Source organism: Neisseria yangbaofengii (assembly GCF_014898075.1).
GTDB lineage: Bacteria > Pseudomonadota > Gammaproteobacteria > Burkholderiales > Neisseriaceae > Neisseria > Neisseria yangbaofengii.
This window is the reverse complement of record NZ_CP062976.1, coordinates 321,232-338,962: the sequence shown is the minus strand read 5'-3', so window position 1 is coordinate 338,962 and position 17,731 is coordinate 321,232. Positions and strand designations below refer to the sequence as shown.

The following is a 17,731-nucleotide window of genomic DNA, read 5'->3' as shown; positions in this document are numbered from 1 at the left end:
TTCAGTCAAATAACAAACTCAACGCACAGTATGTTTCCAAGCGCCGTAGCCTTGTTCGTCCATTTTATCCACAGGGATGAACTTCAGGCTGGCACCGTTGATGCAGTAGCGCAGGCCGCCTTTGTCTTTCGGGCCGTCGGGGAACACGTGGCCGAGGTGGGAGTCGGCGGCACGGCTGCGTACTTCGGTGCGGTGCATATTGTAGCTGGTGTCGTCGTGTTCGGTAACGGCGGCGGCTTCAATCGGTTTGGTGAAGCTCGGCCAGCCGCAGCCGGAATTGAATTTGTCGGCGGAGCTGAACAGCGGTTCGCCGCTGACGATGTCCACATAAATGCCCGGTTGGAACAGATGGTCGTATTCGTGGCTGAAGGCGTATTCGGTGCCGGCCTGTTGGGTGACCCGGTATTGTTCGGCGGTTAGCGACTGTTTCAATTCGGCATCGCCGGGTTTGCGGTAGTTTGCGGCATCAAAACCTTTAGTTTGCGGTTTGGCTTTGCCCGCCAAAGGTTCGTCGGCTTTTTTGATGTCGATGTGGCAGTAGCCGTTGGGGTTTTTGATCAGGTAGTCCTGATGGTATTCCTCGGCTTCGTAGAAGTTTTGCAGGGCTTGGTTTTCGACCACAATCGGGCGGCTGTATTTTTGCTGTTCGCGTTTCAGGGCGGCGGCAATCACGGCTTGTTCGGCCGGATCGGTGTAGTACACGCCGCTGCGGTATTGTTCGCCGCGGTCGTTGCCCTGTTGGTTGAGACTGGTCGGATCAACCACCCGCAGATAATATTGCAGAATGTCGTCCAAACTCAGCTTGTCGGCATCGTAGGTTACCCGCACGGTTTCGGCGTGGCCGCTGTGGCGGTGGGACACGTCTTCATAGCTCGGATTTTCGGTATGGCCGTTGGCATAGCCGGATACGGCATCGGCCACGCCGTCTATGCGTTGGAAATAGGCTTCCAAGCCCCAGAAACAGCCGCCGGCCAGATAAATGGTTTTGGTATTCATAGGTTTCGCTTTCGTATGGTCTGCTTTGTTAAACGGGATTTGGGCAGTGGTTTTCAGACGGCCTAAATCGGCATTCGGGTCGGCAATCAGTGCCAAAGCCTGCGCTTCGTTGATGCTTCCTTTGACAATGCGGGCAACCTGTCCGTGTTTGTCCAACACCGCCCACGACGGGTAAACGCCGATGTTCAGGCTTTTGGCAAGTGTGCCGCCGGCATCGGTCAGCACCGGCAGGGCGGGATAATCCAAACCTTGATACCACGTTTGAAATTCGCCGTCTTTCTTTTCCCCCAAAAAGCCCGGCGAAGCAACGGTAATCAGATTGGCCGTCTGAAAACGGGGATCTTTCGCCCATTGTTCGGTGTGTTGCAGTTCGGAAAGGCAGAGCGGACACCAGCTTGCCCAAAATTTAATCAAAGTCGGCTTATCGGCCTTGAGATAATTTTTTGCCGGAACATGCTGCGGCGTTTGCAGCTTTTCCAACATCTGCGGCACAGGCGCCGCTTCCGCACCCGGCGTTTGCGGCAGCAGCAAGATTGCCAGCGCAGCGGCTGCGGCGGCAAGGGCAATGCCCGCTTTGAGGGCGAATGATTTTTTCGGTGAATCCTGCATGATACGGCCTTTTTAAAAAACAGTCATACTACATTAGACGCAGCATAGCGGAAAATCTTACAAAATAACGGCGTTTGCGATAAATTTTTTCAACTGCGCCCGGCTATCGGCTACAATAAGGGCTTTCAAGTATCGCAAAATCAAAGGAAAACATATGGCATTCTCCGATTTCTTCCGCCGCAAAAAAAACGACACGGCAGAAGCGGCGCAAGCGGAGCGGGAAACCGAAGCGGCAGCAGCCGAAGAGCAGACGGACGGAGCAGCTGAAACCGTTTCCGAAACAGTAGAACATCAGCCCGAAACCGCCGCAGAACCGGCAACGGAAGCGGAAGCCGCAACCGAAAGGCCGTCTGAAAACCGGCACGAACCGGAGCCAACGCCGAGTTTCTTTGCCTTTACGTTCTATTTTCAGACGGCCTTTTGAAAGATACATAAAGGCCGTCTGAAAATAAAATGAACCTCACCCAATCAATTAAACCCATGTTCAAAACCGCCCTTTCCTTAAACCTAGCCGGCATCTTCGCCCTGATTGTGCTGTTTTTCATCAGCCTGTCGGTCGGCGTGGCCAGTTTCGACTGGCGCAACCTGTTCGATATGGCCGACAGCATGCAGCTGATGTGGGTAAGCCGCTTGCCGCGCACGTTTGCGATTGTGTTGACCGGCGCTTCGATGGCGGTGGCGGGCATGATTATGCAGATTTTGATGCGCAACCGTTTTGTCGAACCATCGATGGTGGGGGCGAGCCAGAGCGCGTCTTTGGGTTTGCTGCTGATGGCGTTGTTTGTACCGTCTGCTGCGTTGCCGGTGAAAATGTCGGCGGCGGCAGCGGCGGCGATGGTGGGTATGCTGGTGTTTATGGCACTCATCCGCCGACTGCCGCCGACTGCACAATTGATGGTACCGCTGGTGGGGATTATTTTCGGTGGCGTGATTGAGTCGGTGGCGGTGTTTATCGCTTATGAAACCGATATGCTGCAAATGCTGACCGTGTGGCAACAAGGCGATTTTTCGGGGGTGTTGCAGGGGCGTTATGAATTGCTGTGGCTTACCGGCGCGTTGGCGGTATCTGCTTATCTGATTGCCGACCAACTCACCATTATCGGCCTAGGCGAAACGGTAAGCGTGAACTTGGGTTTAAACCACAATACCATTTTGTGGGCGGGTTTGATTATCGTCGCGCTGATTACGTCGCTGGTGGTGGTAACGGTAGGCAATATTCCGTTTATCGGCTTGGTCGTGCCCAACATCATCAGCCGCCTGATGGGCGACAAGCTGCGCCAAAGCCTGCCGGCGGTGGCTTTGATGGGCGCCTCGCTGGTGTTGCTGTGCGATATTATCGGCCGCTTGGTGGTGTTTCCGTTTGAAATTCCGGTATCGGTGATTTTCGGCGTGGCCGGTACGGTGTTATTCTTAGGCTTATTGTTGAGAAAACCTGCCCATGCCGTCTGAAATTTTTCAGACGGCCTAGATAAAAGAATACCGAACATGCACACCAGCCATCTGCTTCATATCGATAAACACCACATCTGGCACCCTTACGCATCCATGACCGCGCCGCTGCCGGTTTATCCGGTGGCAAGCGCCGATGGCGTGATGATCACGCTTTCAGACGGCCGCTGCTTGGTCGACGGCATGTCTTCGTGGTGGGCGGCACTGCACGGCTACAACCAGCCGCGCTTGAATGCGGCTGCCGCAGCGCAATTGGAAAAAATGAGCCATATCATGTTTGGCGGTTTGACCCACGAGCCGGCGGTGCGGCTGACGGAATTATTATTAAGTATTCTGCCGCCGTCGTTGAACAAGGTTTTTTATGCCGACAGCGGCTCGGTAGCGGTTGAAGTGGCAATGAAAATGGCGCTGCAATATCAGCAGGCCGTCGGAAAACCTGAACGCAACCGTTTTGCCGCCATTCGTGCGGGCTATCATGGCGACACTTGGCATGCGATGTCGGTCTGTGATCCGATTACCGGTATGCACGGTTTGTTTGGCAGCAGCTTGCCGGTGCAATATTTTCTGCCTCAGCCGGCCGTAAAATTCGGCGAACCATGGCGTGATGAAGCCATTAAACCTTTACGCCATCTTTTGGCCGCACACGGCCGCGAAATCGCCGCACTGATTGTGGAACCGATTGTACAAGGCGCAGGCGGCATGTATTTTTATTCGCCGGTTTACCTGCAAAAAGCGCGCGAATTGTGTTCGGCGCATGGCGTGTTGCTGGTGTTTGACGAAATCGCTACCGGATTTGGCCGCACCGGTAAGCTGTTTGCGATGGAACACGCCGACACCGTACCCGATATCGTCTGCTTGGGCAAAGCGATCACAGGCGGCTATCTCACGCTTTCGGCTACCGTCGCCACCACCCGGGTGGCCGAAACCATCTCATCGGGCGCAGCGGGCTGCTTTATGCACGGCCCGACCTTTATGGCCAACCCGCTGGCCTGCGCCGTGGCCGCCGAATCGGTTGCCATGCTGCTGGAAAGCCCGTGGCAGCAGCGCATTGCCCGCATTGAAGCGCAATTGCGGCAGGATTTGGCAGCCGCCGCCGCATGGGAATGCGTGGCTGAAGTACGCGTGTTGGGTGCCATCGGCGTGATTGAAATGAACACCCCGGTCAACATGGCTTCTTTACAGGCCCGGCTGGTGGCGCACGGCGTTTGGGTGAGGCCGTTTGGCAAACTGGTTTATCTGATGCCTCCGTTTATCATCACGCCGGACGAGTTAACCCGATTAACCGGCGGCCTGCTGGCTGCTTTGGCGGAGGAATACGGTGCAACACTTTAAACACGCGCTGGACAAATTAAAAGCCCAAGACCGTTTGCGCCGTCTGCCCGATTTGCCGCAAGAAGGCCGCTATATTGTTTCAGACGGCCTCAAACTGCTGAATTTGTCATCTAACGATTATCTTGGTTTGGCGCACGATGAAGTCTTGCGGCATGAATTTTTGGCCGGCGATGCCTGTCGCGAACTGCCGTGGTCATCCTCTTCATCGCGGCTGCTAACCGGCGGTTTTCCGATTTATCAGGAGTTGGAAACGCTGCTGGCTGCGCGTTATCAGCGTGAAGCAGCTTTATTGTTCAACAGCGGCTATCATGCCAATATCGGCATTCTGCCTGCACTGGCGGACAAAGAAACGCTGATTTTGGCCGATAAATTGGTGCACGCCAGCCTGATCGACGGCATCCGTTTAAGCGATGCCGATTATCTGCGCTACCGCCATAATGATTATGCCCAGCTTGAACGCCTGCTCGAACAACGCGCCGCTAATTACCGCTGCATCATCATCGTAACCGAAAGCCTGTTCAGCATGGATGGCGACACGGCCGACCTGCCGTATTTGGTGCGCCTGAAAAAACGCTACGGCCATGTGCTGCTTTATGTCGATGAAGCCCATGCCGTCGGCGCATACGGCGAAACCGGTTTGGGCTTGGCAGAAATGCAAGGCTGCATGGCCGATATCGACATCTTAACCGGCACATTCGGCAAGGCCTTGGCTTCCGTGGGCGCGTTTGCCGTATGCAGCGCTTTGATGAAAGACTACCTGACCAACCACATGCGTACCTTGATTTTTTCTACCGCCCTGCCGCCGGTAAATGTAGCGTGGACACATTTCATCTTTCAGCAAATACCCAAGATGAAGGCGCGCCGGAATCGCTTGGCCGCACTCAGCCGGCGCCTGCGTGAAGCCGTGGCAGCGCATTACCCATCACCCATGCCGGCAGCGGCAAACAGCCACATTATTCCGTGTATACTCGGCAGCAACGAAGCGGCGGCGAAGCAGGCGCAAGTATGGCAGCAGCAAGGCTATTACTGCCTGCCGATTCGTCCGCCGACCGTGCCGAAAGGCAGCGCGCGCGTGCGGCTGTCGCTCACGGCCGACATCAGCGACGATGAATTAGACGGGTTTATCCATACCCTAAACAAAACGGCTGCCTAAATCATCACAGGCCGTCTGAAACATCATTAAAAGAACACAAACACCATGCACACCCGATTGATTTCCCGCCCCAACGCAGACACGCTTTTGGTTTATTTCGCCGGCTGGGGCACACCCGACAGCGTGGCAGAAACCTTAGTACCCGCCGATGCCGATATTTTGTTGTGCAGCGATTACCGCGACACCGCTTTAGATTTCGACTTCGGCCGCTACCGCCGCATCGGTGTGTTGGCATGGTCGATGGGTGTTTGGGTTGCCGAACGCGCCATGCAGGGCGTGAAGGTAGATTGGGCGGTTGCCGTCAACGGCACAGGCTTACCTTACGACGATCAATTCGGCATTCCCTGCGCCGTGTTCGACCAAACCTTAGCCCGCTTCGATGAACGCAACCGCGCCAAATTCGAACAACGCATGTGTGCCGATGCCGACAGCCTGGCACATTACCGCCGGCTTGACGGCCACCGCACCCACGAGAGCCTGCATAATGAATTGCGTTTTCTGCATCAGGCCGTGCAAGCCGACCGCCGCACCGATTTGCTTGATTGGCACGAAGCATGGACAGGCTTGCGCGACCGCATTATTCCGGCCGCCAACCAATCGGCCTACTGGCAATCGCGCTGCCCCGTCACCGAATTTGACGGCGGACATTACCCGCACCGGCATTGGCCGCACTGGAATGAAGCAGCATGATACCCGACAAACAGCGCATAGCCGCGCGTTTTGCCGCCGCCACACCGCATTACGACCGCCATGCCGAAGCGCAAAAAATCATTCACGGCGAACTGGATAAATGGTTGGCACTTTACGCACCCGAGCATGTCGCCCAAATCCTGGAAATCGGCTGCGGCACCGGCTTATTCAGCCGACTGCTGGCGCAGCGTTTCCCGCAGGCAAAATTGGTTTTAAATGATTTGGATGCCGCCTGCGCACCCGATGGGCAACACAACAGGCCGTCTGAAACGGAATACCGTTTCGGCGATGCCGAAGCAATCGATTTAGGCAGTGGCTACGGCATTATTGCTTCCGCTTCCGCACTGCAATGGCTGGCACAGCCTGCTGTGTTTGTGCAACGTGCGGCACATATGCTGGTTTCAGACGGCTTGTTGTTGTTTAACACATTTACTCCCGACAATCTGCACCCCATCCGCACACTCACCGGCAGCGGCCTGCATTATCCGACGGCGGCAGAATGGGCGGCTTGGTTGCAACGCGACTACGACATTCTCGCACTGGAGCAGCGTACGGTTACGCTGGCTTTCGACACGCCACGCGATGCCTTACGCCACCTGCAATATACCGGAGTCACCGCCGCCAATACCGGCTTTGTGTGGACAAAACAGCGCTTGCAAACCTTTGAAACGCAATACCGCACGCGCCATGCCCTGCCGGACGGCCGCGTCGGTTTGGATTACACGCCGCTTTATATCGCCGCTGTAAAAAAATAACCGCCTGCCGTATCTATAAGGCCGTCCGAAAGACAAGCGGCACACGGCCGGCAAAGGAAAATAATGGGAAAAGTATTGTTTATCAGCGGCATCGATACCGATGTCGGCAAAACCGTGGCCACCGGCGTATTGGCCAAACAATTGGCCGCACAAGGCCACCGCGTGATGACGCAAAAAATGGTGCAAACCGGCTGCACAGGGTTATCTGCCGACTTGCAGACGCACCGCCGCATTCAAGGCATTGATTGGCTGCCCGAAGACCTTGACGGCACCACCTGCCCTTATGTGTTCGCGCATCCGTGTTCGCCGCATTTGGCCGCCGCTTTGGAACAAACTGAAATTGACGATACGCGCATCACCGCCGCCACCGAACAATTGGCCGCCCATTATGATTATGTGCTGCTCGAAGGCGCGGGCGGCCTGGCTGTGCCATACCGTGATGATGCCACCACGCTGGATTACATCGCCCGACAAGGATATCCGGTGGTATTAGTCACCTCTGCCAAGCTCGGCAGCATCAACCATACGCTATTGAGTTTGGCCGCCTGCCATATGCGCGGCATCACCTTGGATACCTTGATTTACAACCATTATCCGTGCAGCGACGGACTGATTAAAGAAGACACGCGCCGCTATTTACGTGCGTATCTGACCGCCCATTTTCCGCAGGCAAAATGGATGGATTTGGCGTTCACCGAATGGTAAGCCGAGACTTTTCAGACGGCCTTAACCCATATTGACGATTAATAATCCCACAAATTAGACGGTTTTAATGAACACACCTACAGTTCCCCTTTCGCACCCAAGCACCAAACCGCTGTGGCTGGCGTTTGCCCTGCTCATCGGCTGCTGCGCCCTGTTTTTGACCTACAACGTCAACGGCAATTGGGATTTCGCCCTGCCCCTGCGCCTGACCAAACTGGCCGCATTGCTGCTGGTGGCTTATGCCGTCGGCGTGTCCACCTTATTATTCCAAACACTGACCAACAACCCGATTCTCACGCCCTCGATACTCGGCTTTGACGCACTGTATGTATTTTTGCAAACCTTGCTGGTGTTTGTGTTGGGCGGCATAGGCTTCAACTCGCTGCCGATATTGGGCAAATTCTCGCTGGAGTTGGTGCTCATGATGGGCGGCTCGATGCTGCTGTTTGCCACCTTGATGAAACAGGGCGGGCGCGATTTGGCGCGCATGATCTTGATCGGCGTGGTTTTCGGCATTCTGTTCCGCAGCTTGGCATCGCTGTTGCAGCGCATGATTGACCCTGAAGAATTCGCCGTGGCGCAAGCCTATACGTTTGCCTCGTTCAACAGTGTCAATCCGCAATTGATTACCATCGGCGCGGCGGTGCTGCTGGCCAGCGTGGTGTTTATCTGGCGCGAACGCCACCGCTTGGATGTGTACATGCTCGGACGCGACCAAGCGGTTAATTTGGGCATCAATTATTCACGCAACACACTGCGGCTGCTGCTGTGGATTGCCGCGCTGGTCGCCACCGCCACTGCCGTGGTCGGCCCCGTCAGCTTCTTCGGCCTGTTGGTCGTTGCGCTGGCCAACCATTTTTCACCCGACATGAAACACGCCGTGCGCCTGCCGATGACGTTTTGCACCGCCGGCATTTTGCTGGTCGGCGGCCAAACCTTATTCGAGCATTTCTTGGGCATGCAGGCTGTGTTGAGCGTGGTGGTCGAATTTGCCGGCGGCTTGGTGTTTTTATATTTGATTTTGAAGAAAAAGCCTTAACTTATTGAATGGCCAAACGCCCAACCCTGTTTTAAAAACCATCAGGCGAACCGAATCCATGATTAAAATCCAAAATGTCAGCTACAAAATCGGCGGCAACCTTATCTTAAACGACGTCTCCCTTGATATTCCTCAAGGCGGCATTACTGCACTGATTGGGCCCAACGGCGCAGGCAAATCGACGCTGCTGTCTCTTATGGCGCGTTTGCAGCGGTTGACGCAGGGCAAAATCAGTTACAACGGCCAAGACATTACCGCCACACCGACTGCCGAATTAGCCAAAACCCTGTCGATTCTGACTCAGGAAAACAGCATCATGAGCCGCATTACCGTGCGCGATCTGCTGATGTTCGGGCGTTATCCGTATCACCAAGGCAGGCCGTCTGAAGAATGCAAAGTAATTGTGGAAAAAGCATTACACCGCTTCCAACTGGAATCATTTGCCAACCGCTATCTAACCGAACTCTCCGGCGGCCAGCGCCAGCGCGCCATGATTGCAATGGTGTTCTGCCAAAACACGGATTATGTGTTGCTCGATGAGCCGCTGAACAATCTCGATATGTATCACGCCCGTTCGCTGATGCAGCTTTTGCAACACTTGACCCGCGAACACCGGCGTACGACCGTTGTGGTATTGCACGACATCAACCAGGCGGCGGCTTATGCGGATTATGTGGTGGCGATGAAAAACGGCCGAGTCGCGCTGCAAGGCACGCCGAACGATGTGTTCACCAAGGAAAATATTCTGGATTTGTTTGATATGGATGTGGACGTATTGGACTACAAAGGAAAAAAATTAGTGGTGCATCACGTGTGATTGAAGTAAATTAAATCAAGGCCGTCTGAAAATCTATAGTGAATCCACTATAGATTTTCAGACGGCCTCGTTTCTATTTAAAAAACTGCCCGCAGCAAGCCTTAAATTTTTTATCCGAGCCGCAAATGCACGGCTGTTTCATGGTCGGCAGCGGCACGGTCGGGTCGATGAAATACCAGCACCCGTCAATCTTCACAAAAGCAGACAATTCATGGTGATGCTGCATTTCACCTTCGCTCTGAAAGTGCGCGATAAATTCGACCTGAGCATGGCTTTTACCGATATCGGACACATGGTTTAACAAATCCAAACCCTGCCAATCGGTTTCGCGGCTCCAAGCCAGCATATCGGCGGTATCCAATAAATTTTGCTGTGAAGGCACAGTCGTTTGCACAATATAATCAATATTTTGCAGCGTATAAGCACTGTAACGCGAGCGCATCAGTTCTTCAGCAGTGGCGGGCAATTTTTGTTGCGCATGAAAGGGTTGGCAGCAATCGGCATAAGCACACTGCGATTGGCACGGGCAAATCTGCATATCGGGCATACGGGTTTTCCAAGTGAGAATGAATCAAATTATATAACAAAATCAATATGTAGAAGCCCTTAAAGCCGATTTTCTGCTAAAATACCGCCTTTCGATTTTGCATTTGATATTTGAACACCATGACTGCCACAGCACAAGGTCTGAATCGTTTGTTGCCGCAAACCCAATGTCGCGAGTGCGGCTACGAAGGCTGCCTGCCTTATGCCGAAGCCCTTGCACGCGACGATGCGCCGGTCAATTTATGCGCACCGGGCGGCGAAACGGTTATGCTCGATATTGCCAACCTGCTCGGCAAATCGCCGCTGGCACCGGCCCAAATTCAGCCCAAAGCCTTGGCATGGATTGATGAAGCCGTCTGCATCGGTTGCACCGCCTGCATCAGAGCCTGTCCGGTCGATGCGGTTATGGGCGCACATAAATTGATGCATACCGTTATTAAAGATGAATGCACCGGCTGCGGCTTGTGTGTGACGCCGTGTCCGGTCGACTGCATTTACATGCAGCCTGTCGAAAGCGATTTTCTACCCTTGGCACGCGCCGAATACGAAAGCAATGCCCGCTTTGCTGCGGCGGAACACGCCAAAAACCGTTTTGAATGGCACGAAGCCCGCAAAGCACGCGATGCCGCCGAGCGCAAAGCCAAACTGGCCGAACGTGAAGCAGCAACCAAAGCCAAGCTGCAAGCCGCTGCCGAAACCGCACAACCGGCTCAAACTGCCGCCAAACCGGCGTTTAACCCGATGGACTTAATCGCCAAAGCCATGGCCAGAGCACAAGAACAGCAAACCCAACTGGCCACCGCCCACAACCACGAAGATTTCAAAGCCAAGCAAGTCGAAGAAGCCAAACAACGCGCCGTATTGCGCCGTGCCCAACGCGACATGAAATACGGCAACGAAGAAGAAAAAGCCGCCGCACTGGTTTATTTGCGCCAATACAAAGCCGAACAGGAAGCGAAAAAATCCGCCAAACGCAAAACCAAACAAATGCGCGCGCAACAATCTTAATCCCCAGGCCGTCTGAAAATATATTTTCAGACGGCCTGAACCTTTATTGATTAAATCAAAATGCTCCGCGAAAGCCCGCCATACGCCCGAACCTTGCCAACCAATTCCCTCTGCCCGTTTATCCCATCGACCGGAACCACGCCGATTACGCCTTGTCGAAAAACCGCTTAAGCGATTATTTCATCCGCAATCCTGCATTGTTCCAACGCGCACTCGAGCCGGAATTCACCGTCCACGCCGTAAAGATGACAGCACATGCCTGCGGTTTGTGGTTTGACACTCGGAGCGACCTAAACAACGGGCACATGGTTTTGACCGTGGCCAATTAAAGATGTGATGCCGTTTAAAGCCATGTTTCAACGCACCTTAAACAACCAAAGCGTGATTGCCGCTTCATTGCGCCGCAGCCGAGCATTGAAAAGGCCGAATGTTTCAATGAATCGGCGTACGTTCATTTCCAAAGCGGTTGATGATTTTTTGTGAGATGTTGAAAACGCGTTAAATTCGGGTTTCATGTCGTCTGGTAAGAATTTTTCACAACCAACCGGCATTTCTTTTTTATTGTTTTGAATCGGGTTTTCAGTCTCAATGCAATTGCTGCTCTTTAAACAAGGAAGCGCGCGCTTCGCGCTTGCTGAAACCGTTCACGCCCGCACCTCCGGCATCGGAGCGGATACGGTTAATTTGCCGTATAAATCGGCGGCGTCAAAAGCGGATTGTTGGCCGTGTGGCTTATAGTAGATTCACTTTAAAAATAGGACAAGGCGGTGAGCCGAAGACAGTATAGATAATACGGCCGGGCGAGCCAACGCCGTACTATTTTAAAGCGGATTCACTATAAAACAGGGGAATTTCCGGTTTCGTGAGCAGTCGGTACATCGTCGATTTCAACGAATACACGGCAAATAGGCAATCGGATTTGTTTCCGCTTGCGGTGTGATGGTGTAATGACAAAGTGACATTTCAGACCTATTGAAAGTCGGTTAAATTTATCAATGGCATTAACGAAGATTTACCCCTTGCGTGGAGTGCAATATATAAGGCCGTCTGAACGTGATTTCTTTCAGACGGCCTTTTGTTCTTCAATGTAGTGATTATTGCCCCTAACAATCATTTTAAAATAAACATACCCTGTCATTCACTTTTACTACCTCCTACCCCATTCCTATATTTTAAAATATAATTTCTCCAATTTTAAAATAAAAGCATATTCACCCATTAAATTTGAATTTACCCCATAAAATTTTAGAATTTGCTTACTGCATGCCAACAATCAAAGTGTTTCGTTTTTGCACAATTCAATAAAATATTAATTACATAACACTACAATTTCTGCTATAATGCCGCCCAGCAATTTCCCACTAACCCGGACCCCACCAACAAAGAGGAAAAACTATGGGCATTAAAGTCGCCATCAACGGTTATGGCCGCATCGGCCGTCAAGTATTACGCGCCATCTACGATTACAACCTGCAAGACCGGTTCGAAATCGTCGCCGTCAACGCCAGCGGCAGCTTGGAAACCAACGCTCACCTGACTAAATTCGATACCGTACACGGCCGGTTCAACGCCGATGTGGATCACGATGCCACCCATTTGATTATCAACGGCCGCAAAATCCCTTACTTCTCAACCCGCAATCCGGCCGAACTGCCTTGGAAAGACTTGGGCGTTGACTTGGTGATGGAATGCACCGGCGCGTTTACCGGCAAAGCCAAAGCCTCGGTACATTTGGAAAGCGGTGCGAGAAAAGTATTGATTTCCGCCCCGGGTGAAGCCGATGTCGATGCCACCGTGGTTTACGGCGTGAACGACGATGTGTTGACTGCCGACATGACCGTGGTTTCCAACGCTTCCTGCACTACCAACTGCTTGGCACCTGTGGCCAAAGTGCTGAACGAAAGCATCGGTATTGTGAAAGGCGCGATGACCACCATCCACGCCCTGACCAACGACCAAACCGTCACCGACGTGCGCCACAAAGACTTGCGCCGCGCCCGCAGCGGTGTGGAAAACATGATTCCGACCAAAACCGGCGCCGCCAAAGCCGTGGGCTTGGTGTTGCCTGATCTGAAAGGCAAACTCGACGGCTTGGCCATCCGTGTGCCGACGGTGAACGTTTCCTTGGTTGACTTAAGCTTCCAAGCCGGCCGTGAAACCAGCGTGGAAGAAATCAACGAATTGATGAAAGCCGCTTCGGAACAAGGCCGTCTGAAAGGCGTATTGGGCTACAACACCCTGCCGCTGGTATCGATGGACTTTAACCACACCACCCAAGGCAGTAACTTCGATGCCACCCTGACCAAAGTCGTTGACGGCAACATGGTAAAAGTATTCGCTTGGTACGACAACGAATGGGGCTTCAGCTGCCAAATGCTGCGCACCGCTATGCGTATGTTTGATTTGGAAGTGCAAGACTTCGAATGATTGGGTTTTGCTTGATCAATTAGAAAAGGCCGTCTGAAAAAATCTTTTCAGACGGCCTTCTTCATCGTTTTATATTAAAATACCGCATTCCAAAATCTTTTTCAGACGGCCTCATCATGTTCCCCAGCGAATCCCCTTCTTCTTTGTTAACCGGCTTGAATCCCGAACAGCTTGCCGCCGTAACTTGGCCGCCTCAATCGGCTTTAGTATTGGCCGGTGCGGGCAGCGGCAAAACGCGTGTGCTGACGACGCGCATTGCCTGGTTGCTGCAAAGCGGTCAGGCCGGCGTACACAGCATTATGGCGGTGACGTTTACCAACAAAGCGGCCAAGGAAATGCAGACTCGTTTGGGGGCGATGACTCCGGTGAACGTGCGCGCGATGTGGTTGGGCACGTTTCACGGTTTGTGCCACCGATTTTTGCGCCTGCACCATCGCGATGCCAACCTTCCTGCGACTTTTCAGATTCTCGACAGCAGCGACCAACTGGCCTTGATCAAGCGCATGTTGAAGCAGCTCAACATCGCCGAAGAGATCATTGCGCCGCGCAGCTTGCAAGGATTTATCAATGCGCAAAAGGAAAACGGCCTGCGCGCGTCTGTCCTGCAAGCACCGGATCCGCACACGCAGCGCATGACCGAATGCTATGCCGAATACGACCGCATTTGCCAGCGCGAAGGCGTAGTCGATTTTGCCGAACTCATGCTGCGCAGCTATGAAATGCTTAAAAGCAACGAAATACTGCGCGTACATTACCAAAACCGTTTCAATCATATTTTGGTGGACGAATTTCAAGACACCAACAAGCTGCAATATGCGTGGCTCAAGCTGATGGCGGGCAATCAGGCGGCGGTGTTTGCCGTGGGTGACGACGACCAAAGCATTTACCGTTTCCGTGGCGCGAATGTCGGCAACATGACCGCGCTGATGAAAGAGTTCGCCATTGAAGCACCGATTAAGCTTGAACAAAATTACCGCTCGGTAGGTAATATTCTCGCCGCCGCCAATGCCGTAATTGAAAACAACGACGAGCGTTTGGGCAAAAACCTGCGCACCGATGCCGAGTCGGGCGACAAAATCCGCTACCTTTCCGCGCCCGACGATTTTGAAGAAGCGCAGTTCATCATCGAAGAAGCCAAATCGCTGCAACGCGAAGGCTGGCCGCTGGCGGAAATGGCTGTGCTCTACCGCAGCAACGCCCAATCGCGCGTCATCGAACAAGCCCTGTTCCGCAGCGGCGTGCCGTATAAAATCTACGGCGGCCTGCGTTTTTACGAGCGTCAGGAAATCAAACACGCGCTGGCTTACCTGCGCCTGGCGGTCAACCCCGATGACGACAATGCCCTCTTGCGCGTGATTAACGTGCCCGCCCGCGGCATTGGCGCGCGCACGATTGAAAACCTTCAGACGGCCTCAAGCGAGCAAGGCCTTTCCCTGTGGCAGGCCGCCTGTAATGCCGGTGCCAAAGCCACCAAAATCGCCGCGTTCGTCAAACTGATTGAAAACCTGCGCAACCAAATCGGCCAATTATCGCTGGCCGAAATCATGGTCAGCGTGATTCAAGACAGCGGCTTGGCCGAATTCTACAAAACGCAAAAAGGCGATCACCAAGACCGCTTGGACAACTTAGACGAATTGGTCAATGCCGCCGTCGCGTTCAAGCCTGAAGAAAGCAACTTTGAAATCCTGCCGGAAAACGCCGCCGAACACCCTGCCTTTCCTGTGTTGGCTTTCCTCAGCAACGCCGCGCTGGAATCAGGCGAAAACCAAGCCGGCGAAGGAAAAGACGCGATTCAACTGATGACCGTCCACGCCGCCAAAGGCTTGGAATTCAACGCCGTTTTCCTCACCGGCATGGAAGAAGGCCGCTTCCCGAGCGAACTCAGCCTCGCCGAGCGCGGCGGCCTCGAAGAAGAACGCCGCCTGATGTACGTCGCCATCACCCGCGCACGCAAACGCCTCTACATCACCATGGCGCAACAACGCATGCTGCACGGCCAAACCCAATTCGGCATCGTATCCCGCTTCGTTGAAGAAATTCCGCCCGAAGTGCTGCATTACCTGTCGGCCAAAAAACAAAACTTCAACAGCTTCACCGACGCCCCGCGCACCCGCGGCAACAAAGTCTTCGAAGACTACCAACTGCCGCAAGAGTACGCCGGTTTCCGCATCGGCCAAAACGTACGCCACGCCAAATTCGGCACCGGCGTGATTATCGATGCGGTCGATAAAGGCGAATCGGCGCGGCTGACCATTAACTTTGGCAAGGAAGGCGTGAAGGAATTGGATACGAAGTTTGCGAAGTTGGAAGTGGTTTGATTAGACATTGAACCGCTTGAATTGACATGATATAGCGAATCCACTATAAAAGCCGTCTGAAACGATTTTCAGACGGCTTTTATCCAACAACCCTTTCACAAAAAAGGAAATCCCCATGTCCCACATTTCCACCGTCCGCTACACCGGCAACCTGCACAACGATTTAACCCACTTACAAAGCGGCGATACGGTTTCTACCGATGCGCCGGCCGACAACAATGGTAAAGGCGAAGCGTTTTCGCCGACGGATTTGCTGTCGACTTCGCTGGCCGCTTGTGCACTGACGATTATGGGCATGAAAGCCGACGATTTGGGCGTGGACTTAGCCGGTGCGCGGGCGGAAGTGGGTAAGGAAATGGCGGCCAATCCGCGCCGTGTGGCGAAGGTGACGGTTGATTTTTATTTGAGCGAAGGTTTAGACGAACGCAGCCGCACGGTTTTGGAAGCGGCAGCGCATACTTGTCCGGTCGCGAAAAGTTTGAGCGCGGATTTGGTGCAGGTGTTTAACTTCCATTATGTTTGATGATTTGCCGAATTTGTCTGTTTGATATAAAAAAAGGCCGTCTGAACAGGCCCAAACGAAATCAATCGATTTCCAAACCTGTTCAGACGGCCTTTTTATGGTGAAGCGTTGAATCTGTTTTATTTTACGATTTCTACCGGACCATGATCATCGCAATGGTCGCCGTGTTGGCGGTGCAGGCGGCCGTTGACGATGTAGTCGACGTGATCGCCGTGTGGCACGGCTTCGTGGCCGCAGCCTTCGCCGTGAACGTGGCCGCCGCAGTCGCTGACCGGACGGCAGCCGTCCGGATTGGTGTCGTTAACGGCTAAGGTGTGTTCGTCGTAATGGCCGTCGTGTTCGTGGTGCAGATGACCGTCGTGCAGATAGTCGATGTGGTCATCGTGTTTGATGGCGGTGTGGCCGCAGTCTTGACCGTGAATGTGGTTGTGTTCGTGATGGGTTTTGCAGGTCATGATGGTTTCCTCCATGAGAGACAGTACGCCTTTTCAGGCAAATTTCATATGTGTTTATCTTATGCCTTCCTTAAAGTTTAGTCAATAACTTTTTGATTTTAAACAGTTTTGTTATACTGTATCAGTTATGGTATAGCATTCTCATGCCGACGGCACAAGCTTTTTTTCAGACGGCCTTTATAATGCGTGTTTATATGAAATGCCGTCTGAAACGGAAAACGCAAGGTATGCGCTACTGTAAAACTTTGGCTGCAAAAGATTCCGGCCAGCTATGAAATCATTGAATCGGTGCTGATGATTATCGGCATTTTGGCGGTACGCTCACTGCTTTTGGGCGCGTATTTCCGCAGTCGGATTTGTTGATTAGTGCCAAGTGCCGCGTATTGGTGGTAAACCGAAATGTAACGCTGATTTTGGTGTTGCCGGGTTTGGCGATGATTTGGGCGGCGCAGATTCAAACGGTGGCCTTGCCGATGTTTGTGGTGGCAGTGGTGATTGAGGTAGGCCACAAAAGAATTGATTATGTGCTTGTCGGACAGCGTGTCGGCTCGATTACCAAGCAATATTCGGGGGACCGGTTATATTGAAATCAACGGATTGCGCAGCTTTTGGACAACTACGGCAACATTGCCCTGCCCGACATCGCCGCCGGCTACGGCCTGATTGACGGCGGTTTGGCAGAAAAAAGCCGCACCGCCTACCGTTTCTACCGCCTGCAGCAGCACAACACCAAACTGCGTGATACCGAAAAAGTCCGCCCCGACAACACCCTGCTCGAACATTATCAAAACGTTTGCCGCCTGTGGCGGCAGGTATTCGGCGAAGAACCGAAAGGCGCAGAACAGGCCGTCTGAAAATTGGGTGTTTCGACTGTATATAGTGAATCAACCAAATTTTCTGTACAAACCG

Annotated in this window: 19 protein-coding genes and 2 pseudogenes; 17 read left to right on the top strand and 4 right to left on the bottom strand. The window is 53.2% G+C overall.

Features of this window, described 5'->3' with window-relative positions; translation table 11 throughout:
- Positions 1 to 18: 18 nt before the first annotated feature.
- Positions 19 to 1,605: a bifunctional peptide-methionine (S)-S-oxide reductase MsrA/peptide-methionine (R)-S-oxide reductase MsrB gene (gene msrAB, locus H4O27_RS01820; protein ID WP_165006812.1), complete on the bottom strand. Its 1,587-nt coding sequence runs from the start codon at positions 1,603 to 1,605 to the stop codon at positions 19 to 21.
- A gap of 154 nt (positions 1,606 to 1,759) precedes the next feature.
- On the opposite strand from msrAB, the gene H4O27_RS01815 reads away from it, so the two are divergent.
- From H4O27_RS01815 to H4O27_RS01775, 9 genes are all read left to right on the top strand, one after another.
- Entirely contained in the window at positions 1,760 to 2,029 is a 270-nt protein-coding gene (locus tag H4O27_RS01815; RefSeq protein WP_165006815.1) for a hypothetical protein, read from the top strand.
- Between the two features lie 56 nt (positions 2,030 to 2,085).
- Positions 2,086 to 3,054, top strand: coding sequence for an ABC transporter permease (locus tag H4O27_RS01810; RefSeq protein WP_165006925.1), 969 nt, complete (start codon positions 2,086 to 2,088; stop codon positions 3,052 to 3,054).
- 36 nt (positions 3,055 to 3,090) lie between these two features.
- On the top strand, positions 3,091 to 4,386 hold the full coding sequence (gene bioA / locus H4O27_RS01805) for an adenosylmethionine--8-amino-7-oxononanoate transaminase (protein ID WP_165006818.1): 1,296 nt from the start codon (positions 3,091 to 3,093) through the stop codon (positions 4,384 to 4,386).
- Positions 4,373 to 5,539 carry an aminotransferase class I/II-fold pyridoxal phosphate-dependent enzyme gene (locus tag H4O27_RS01800; RefSeq protein WP_165006821.1) on the top strand — a complete coding sequence of 389 codons (1,167 nt, stop codon included), beginning with the start codon at positions 4,373 to 4,375 and terminating at the stop codon, positions 5,537 to 5,539. Before bioA ends, H4O27_RS01800 begins: the two co-directional genes overlap by 14 nt.
- Before the next feature lie 45 nt (positions 5,540 to 5,584).
- Complete coding sequence (locus H4O27_RS01795) at positions 5,585 to 6,229, top strand: DUF452 family protein (protein ID WP_165006824.1); 645 nt, start codon at positions 5,585 to 5,587, stop codon at positions 6,227 to 6,229.
- Complete coding sequence (locus H4O27_RS01790) at positions 6,226 to 6,984, top strand: methyltransferase domain-containing protein (RefSeq protein WP_165006826.1); 759 nt, start codon at positions 6,226 to 6,228, stop codon at positions 6,982 to 6,984. Before H4O27_RS01795 ends, H4O27_RS01790 begins: the two co-directional genes overlap by 4 nt.
- Positions 6,985 to 7,047: 63 nt before the next feature.
- Entirely contained in the window at positions 7,048 to 7,689 is a 642-nt protein-coding gene (bioD, locus tag H4O27_RS01785) for a dethiobiotin synthase (protein ID WP_165006829.1), read from the top strand.
- Positions 7,690 to 7,756: 67 nt separating this feature from the next.
- Complete coding sequence (locus tag H4O27_RS01780) at positions 7,757 to 8,728, top strand: iron chelate uptake ABC transporter family permease subunit (protein WP_165006832.1); 972 nt, start codon at positions 7,757 to 7,759, stop codon at positions 8,726 to 8,728.
- Positions 8,729 to 8,786: 58 nt separating this feature from the next.
- Positions 8,787 to 9,545, top strand: a complete 759-nt coding sequence (locus tag H4O27_RS01775; RefSeq protein ID WP_165006835.1) for an iron ABC transporter ATP-binding protein — start codon at positions 8,787 to 8,789, stop codon at positions 9,543 to 9,545.
- A 73-nt stretch (positions 9,546 to 9,618) separates the two neighbouring features.
- Here the strand turns inward: H4O27_RS01775 and H4O27_RS01770 are convergent, their stop codons facing one another.
- Positions 9,619 to 10,092 carry a YchJ family protein gene (locus H4O27_RS01770; RefSeq protein ID WP_165006838.1) on the bottom strand — a complete coding sequence of 158 codons (474 nt, stop codon included), beginning with the start codon at positions 10,090 to 10,092 and terminating at the stop codon, positions 9,619 to 9,621.
- Between the two features lie 119 nt (positions 10,093 to 10,211).
- Here H4O27_RS01770 and H4O27_RS01765 point away from each other — a divergent pair, with 119 nt between their 5' ends.
- The 3 genes from H4O27_RS01765 (at position 10,212) to H4O27_RS13285 (ending at position 11,582) form a co-directional block, all read left to right on the top strand.
- Positions 10,212 to 11,099 carry an RnfABCDGE type electron transport complex subunit B gene (locus tag H4O27_RS01765; RefSeq protein WP_165006840.1) on the top strand — a complete coding sequence of 296 codons (888 nt, stop codon included), beginning with the start codon at positions 10,212 to 10,214 and terminating at the stop codon, positions 11,097 to 11,099.
- Between the two features lie 152 nt (positions 11,100 to 11,251).
- Positions 11,252 to 11,428: a hypothetical protein gene (locus H4O27_RS01760; protein WP_165006843.1), complete on the top strand. Its 177-nt coding sequence runs from the start codon at positions 11,252 to 11,254 to the stop codon at positions 11,426 to 11,428.
- Positions 11,429 to 11,450: 22 nt separating this feature from the next.
- Complete coding sequence (locus H4O27_RS13285; RefSeq protein WP_255525184.1) at positions 11,451 to 11,582, top strand: hypothetical protein; 132 nt, start codon at positions 11,451 to 11,453, stop codon at positions 11,580 to 11,582.
- Here the strand turns inward: H4O27_RS13285 and H4O27_RS13530 are convergent.
- Positions 11,519 to 11,689, bottom strand: a pseudogene (locus tag H4O27_RS13530) (rolling circle replication-associated protein); the annotation flags it as partial. The gene H4O27_RS13285 and the pseudogene H4O27_RS13530 overlap by 64 nt on opposite strands.
- Positions 11,690 to 12,494: 805 nt before the next feature.
- On the opposite strand from H4O27_RS13530, the gene gap reads away from it, so the two are divergent.
- From gap to H4O27_RS01745, 3 genes are all read left to right on the top strand, one after another.
- Positions 12,495 to 13,526, top strand: coding sequence for a type I glyceraldehyde-3-phosphate dehydrogenase (gene gap / locus H4O27_RS01755; protein WP_165006846.1), 1,032 nt, complete (start codon positions 12,495 to 12,497; stop codon positions 13,524 to 13,526).
- Positions 13,527 to 13,642: 116 nt separating this feature from the next.
- On the top strand, positions 13,643 to 15,844 hold the full coding sequence (locus tag H4O27_RS01750) for a UvrD-helicase domain-containing protein (RefSeq protein ID WP_165006849.1): 2,202 nt from the start codon (positions 13,643 to 13,645) through the stop codon (positions 15,842 to 15,844).
- Between the two features lie 115 nt (positions 15,845 to 15,959).
- A complete protein-coding gene (locus H4O27_RS01745) occupies positions 15,960 to 16,367 on the top strand; it encodes an OsmC family protein (RefSeq protein WP_165006852.1) in 408 nt (135 codons plus the stop codon).
- Positions 16,368 to 16,486: 119 nt separating this feature from the next.
- Here H4O27_RS01745 and H4O27_RS01740 read toward each other — a convergent pair whose 3' ends face one another.
- A complete protein-coding gene (locus tag H4O27_RS01740; RefSeq protein WP_165006928.1) occupies positions 16,487 to 16,822 on the bottom strand; it encodes a hypothetical protein in 336 nt (111 codons plus the stop codon).
- Between the two features lie 356 nt (positions 16,823 to 17,178).
- On the opposite strand from H4O27_RS01740, the gene H4O27_RS01735 reads away from it, so the two are divergent.
- Together H4O27_RS01735 and H4O27_RS01730 are read left to right on the top strand one after the other, a co-directional pair.
- Entirely contained in the window at positions 17,179 to 17,409 is a 231-nt protein-coding gene (locus tag H4O27_RS01735; RefSeq protein WP_165006855.1) for a hypothetical protein, read from the top strand.
- Positions 17,410 to 17,412: 3 nt separating this feature from the next.
- Positions 17,413 to 17,676: pseudogene (locus H4O27_RS01730) on the top strand (hypothetical protein); the annotation flags it as partial.
- Between the last annotated feature and the right edge of the window lie 55 nt (positions 17,677 to 17,731).

Excerpts from the sequence above, each read along its gene's own strand:
- msrAB (WP_165006812.1), bottom strand. The coding sequence starts at position 1,605 with ATGCAGGATTCACCGAAAAAATCATTCGCCCTCAAAGCGGGCATTGCC.
- H4O27_RS01815 (WP_165006815.1), top strand. The coding sequence starts at position 1,760 with ATGGCATTCTCCGATTTCTTCCGCCGCAAAAAAAACGACACGGCAGAA.
- H4O27_RS01810 (WP_165006925.1), top strand. The coding sequence starts at position 2,086 with ATGTTCAAAACCGCCCTTTCCTTAAACCTAGCCGGCATCTTCGCCCTG.
- bioA (WP_165006818.1), top strand. The coding sequence starts at position 3,091 with ATGCACACCAGCCATCTGCTTCATATCGATAAACACCACATCTGGCAC.
- H4O27_RS01795 (WP_165006824.1), top strand. The coding sequence starts at position 5,585 with ATGCACACCCGATTGATTTCCCGCCCCAACGCAGACACGCTTTTGGTT.
- H4O27_RS01790 (WP_165006826.1), top strand. The coding sequence starts at position 6,226 with ATGATACCCGACAAACAGCGCATAGCCGCGCGTTTTGCCGCCGCCACA.
- bioD (WP_165006829.1), top strand. The coding sequence starts at position 7,048 with ATGGGAAAAGTATTGTTTATCAGCGGCATCGATACCGATGTCGGCAAA.
- H4O27_RS01780 (WP_165006832.1), top strand. The coding sequence starts at position 7,757 with ATGAACACACCTACAGTTCCCCTTTCGCACCCAAGCACCAAACCGCTG.
- H4O27_RS01775 (WP_165006835.1), top strand. The coding sequence starts at position 8,787 with ATGATTAAAATCCAAAATGTCAGCTACAAAATCGGCGGCAACCTTATC.
- H4O27_RS01770 (WP_165006838.1), bottom strand. The coding sequence starts at position 10,092 with ATGCCCGATATGCAGATTTGCCCGTGCCAATCGCAGTGTGCTTATGCC.
- H4O27_RS01765 (WP_165006840.1), top strand. The coding sequence starts at position 10,212 with ATGACTGCCACAGCACAAGGTCTGAATCGTTTGTTGCCGCAAACCCAA.
- H4O27_RS13285 (WP_255525184.1), top strand. The coding sequence starts at position 11,451 with ATGTTTCAACGCACCTTAAACAACCAAAGCGTGATTGCCGCTTCATTG.
- gap (WP_165006846.1), top strand. The coding sequence starts at position 12,495 with ATGGGCATTAAAGTCGCCATCAACGGTTATGGCCGCATCGGCCGTCAA.
- H4O27_RS01750 (WP_165006849.1), top strand. The coding sequence starts at position 13,643 with ATGTTCCCCAGCGAATCCCCTTCTTCTTTGTTAACCGGCTTGAATCCC.
- H4O27_RS01745 (WP_165006852.1), top strand. The coding sequence starts at position 15,960 with ATGTCCCACATTTCCACCGTCCGCTACACCGGCAACCTGCACAACGAT.
- H4O27_RS01740 (WP_165006928.1), bottom strand. The coding sequence starts at position 16,822 with ATGACCTGCAAAACCCATCACGAACACAACCACATTCACGGTCAAGAC.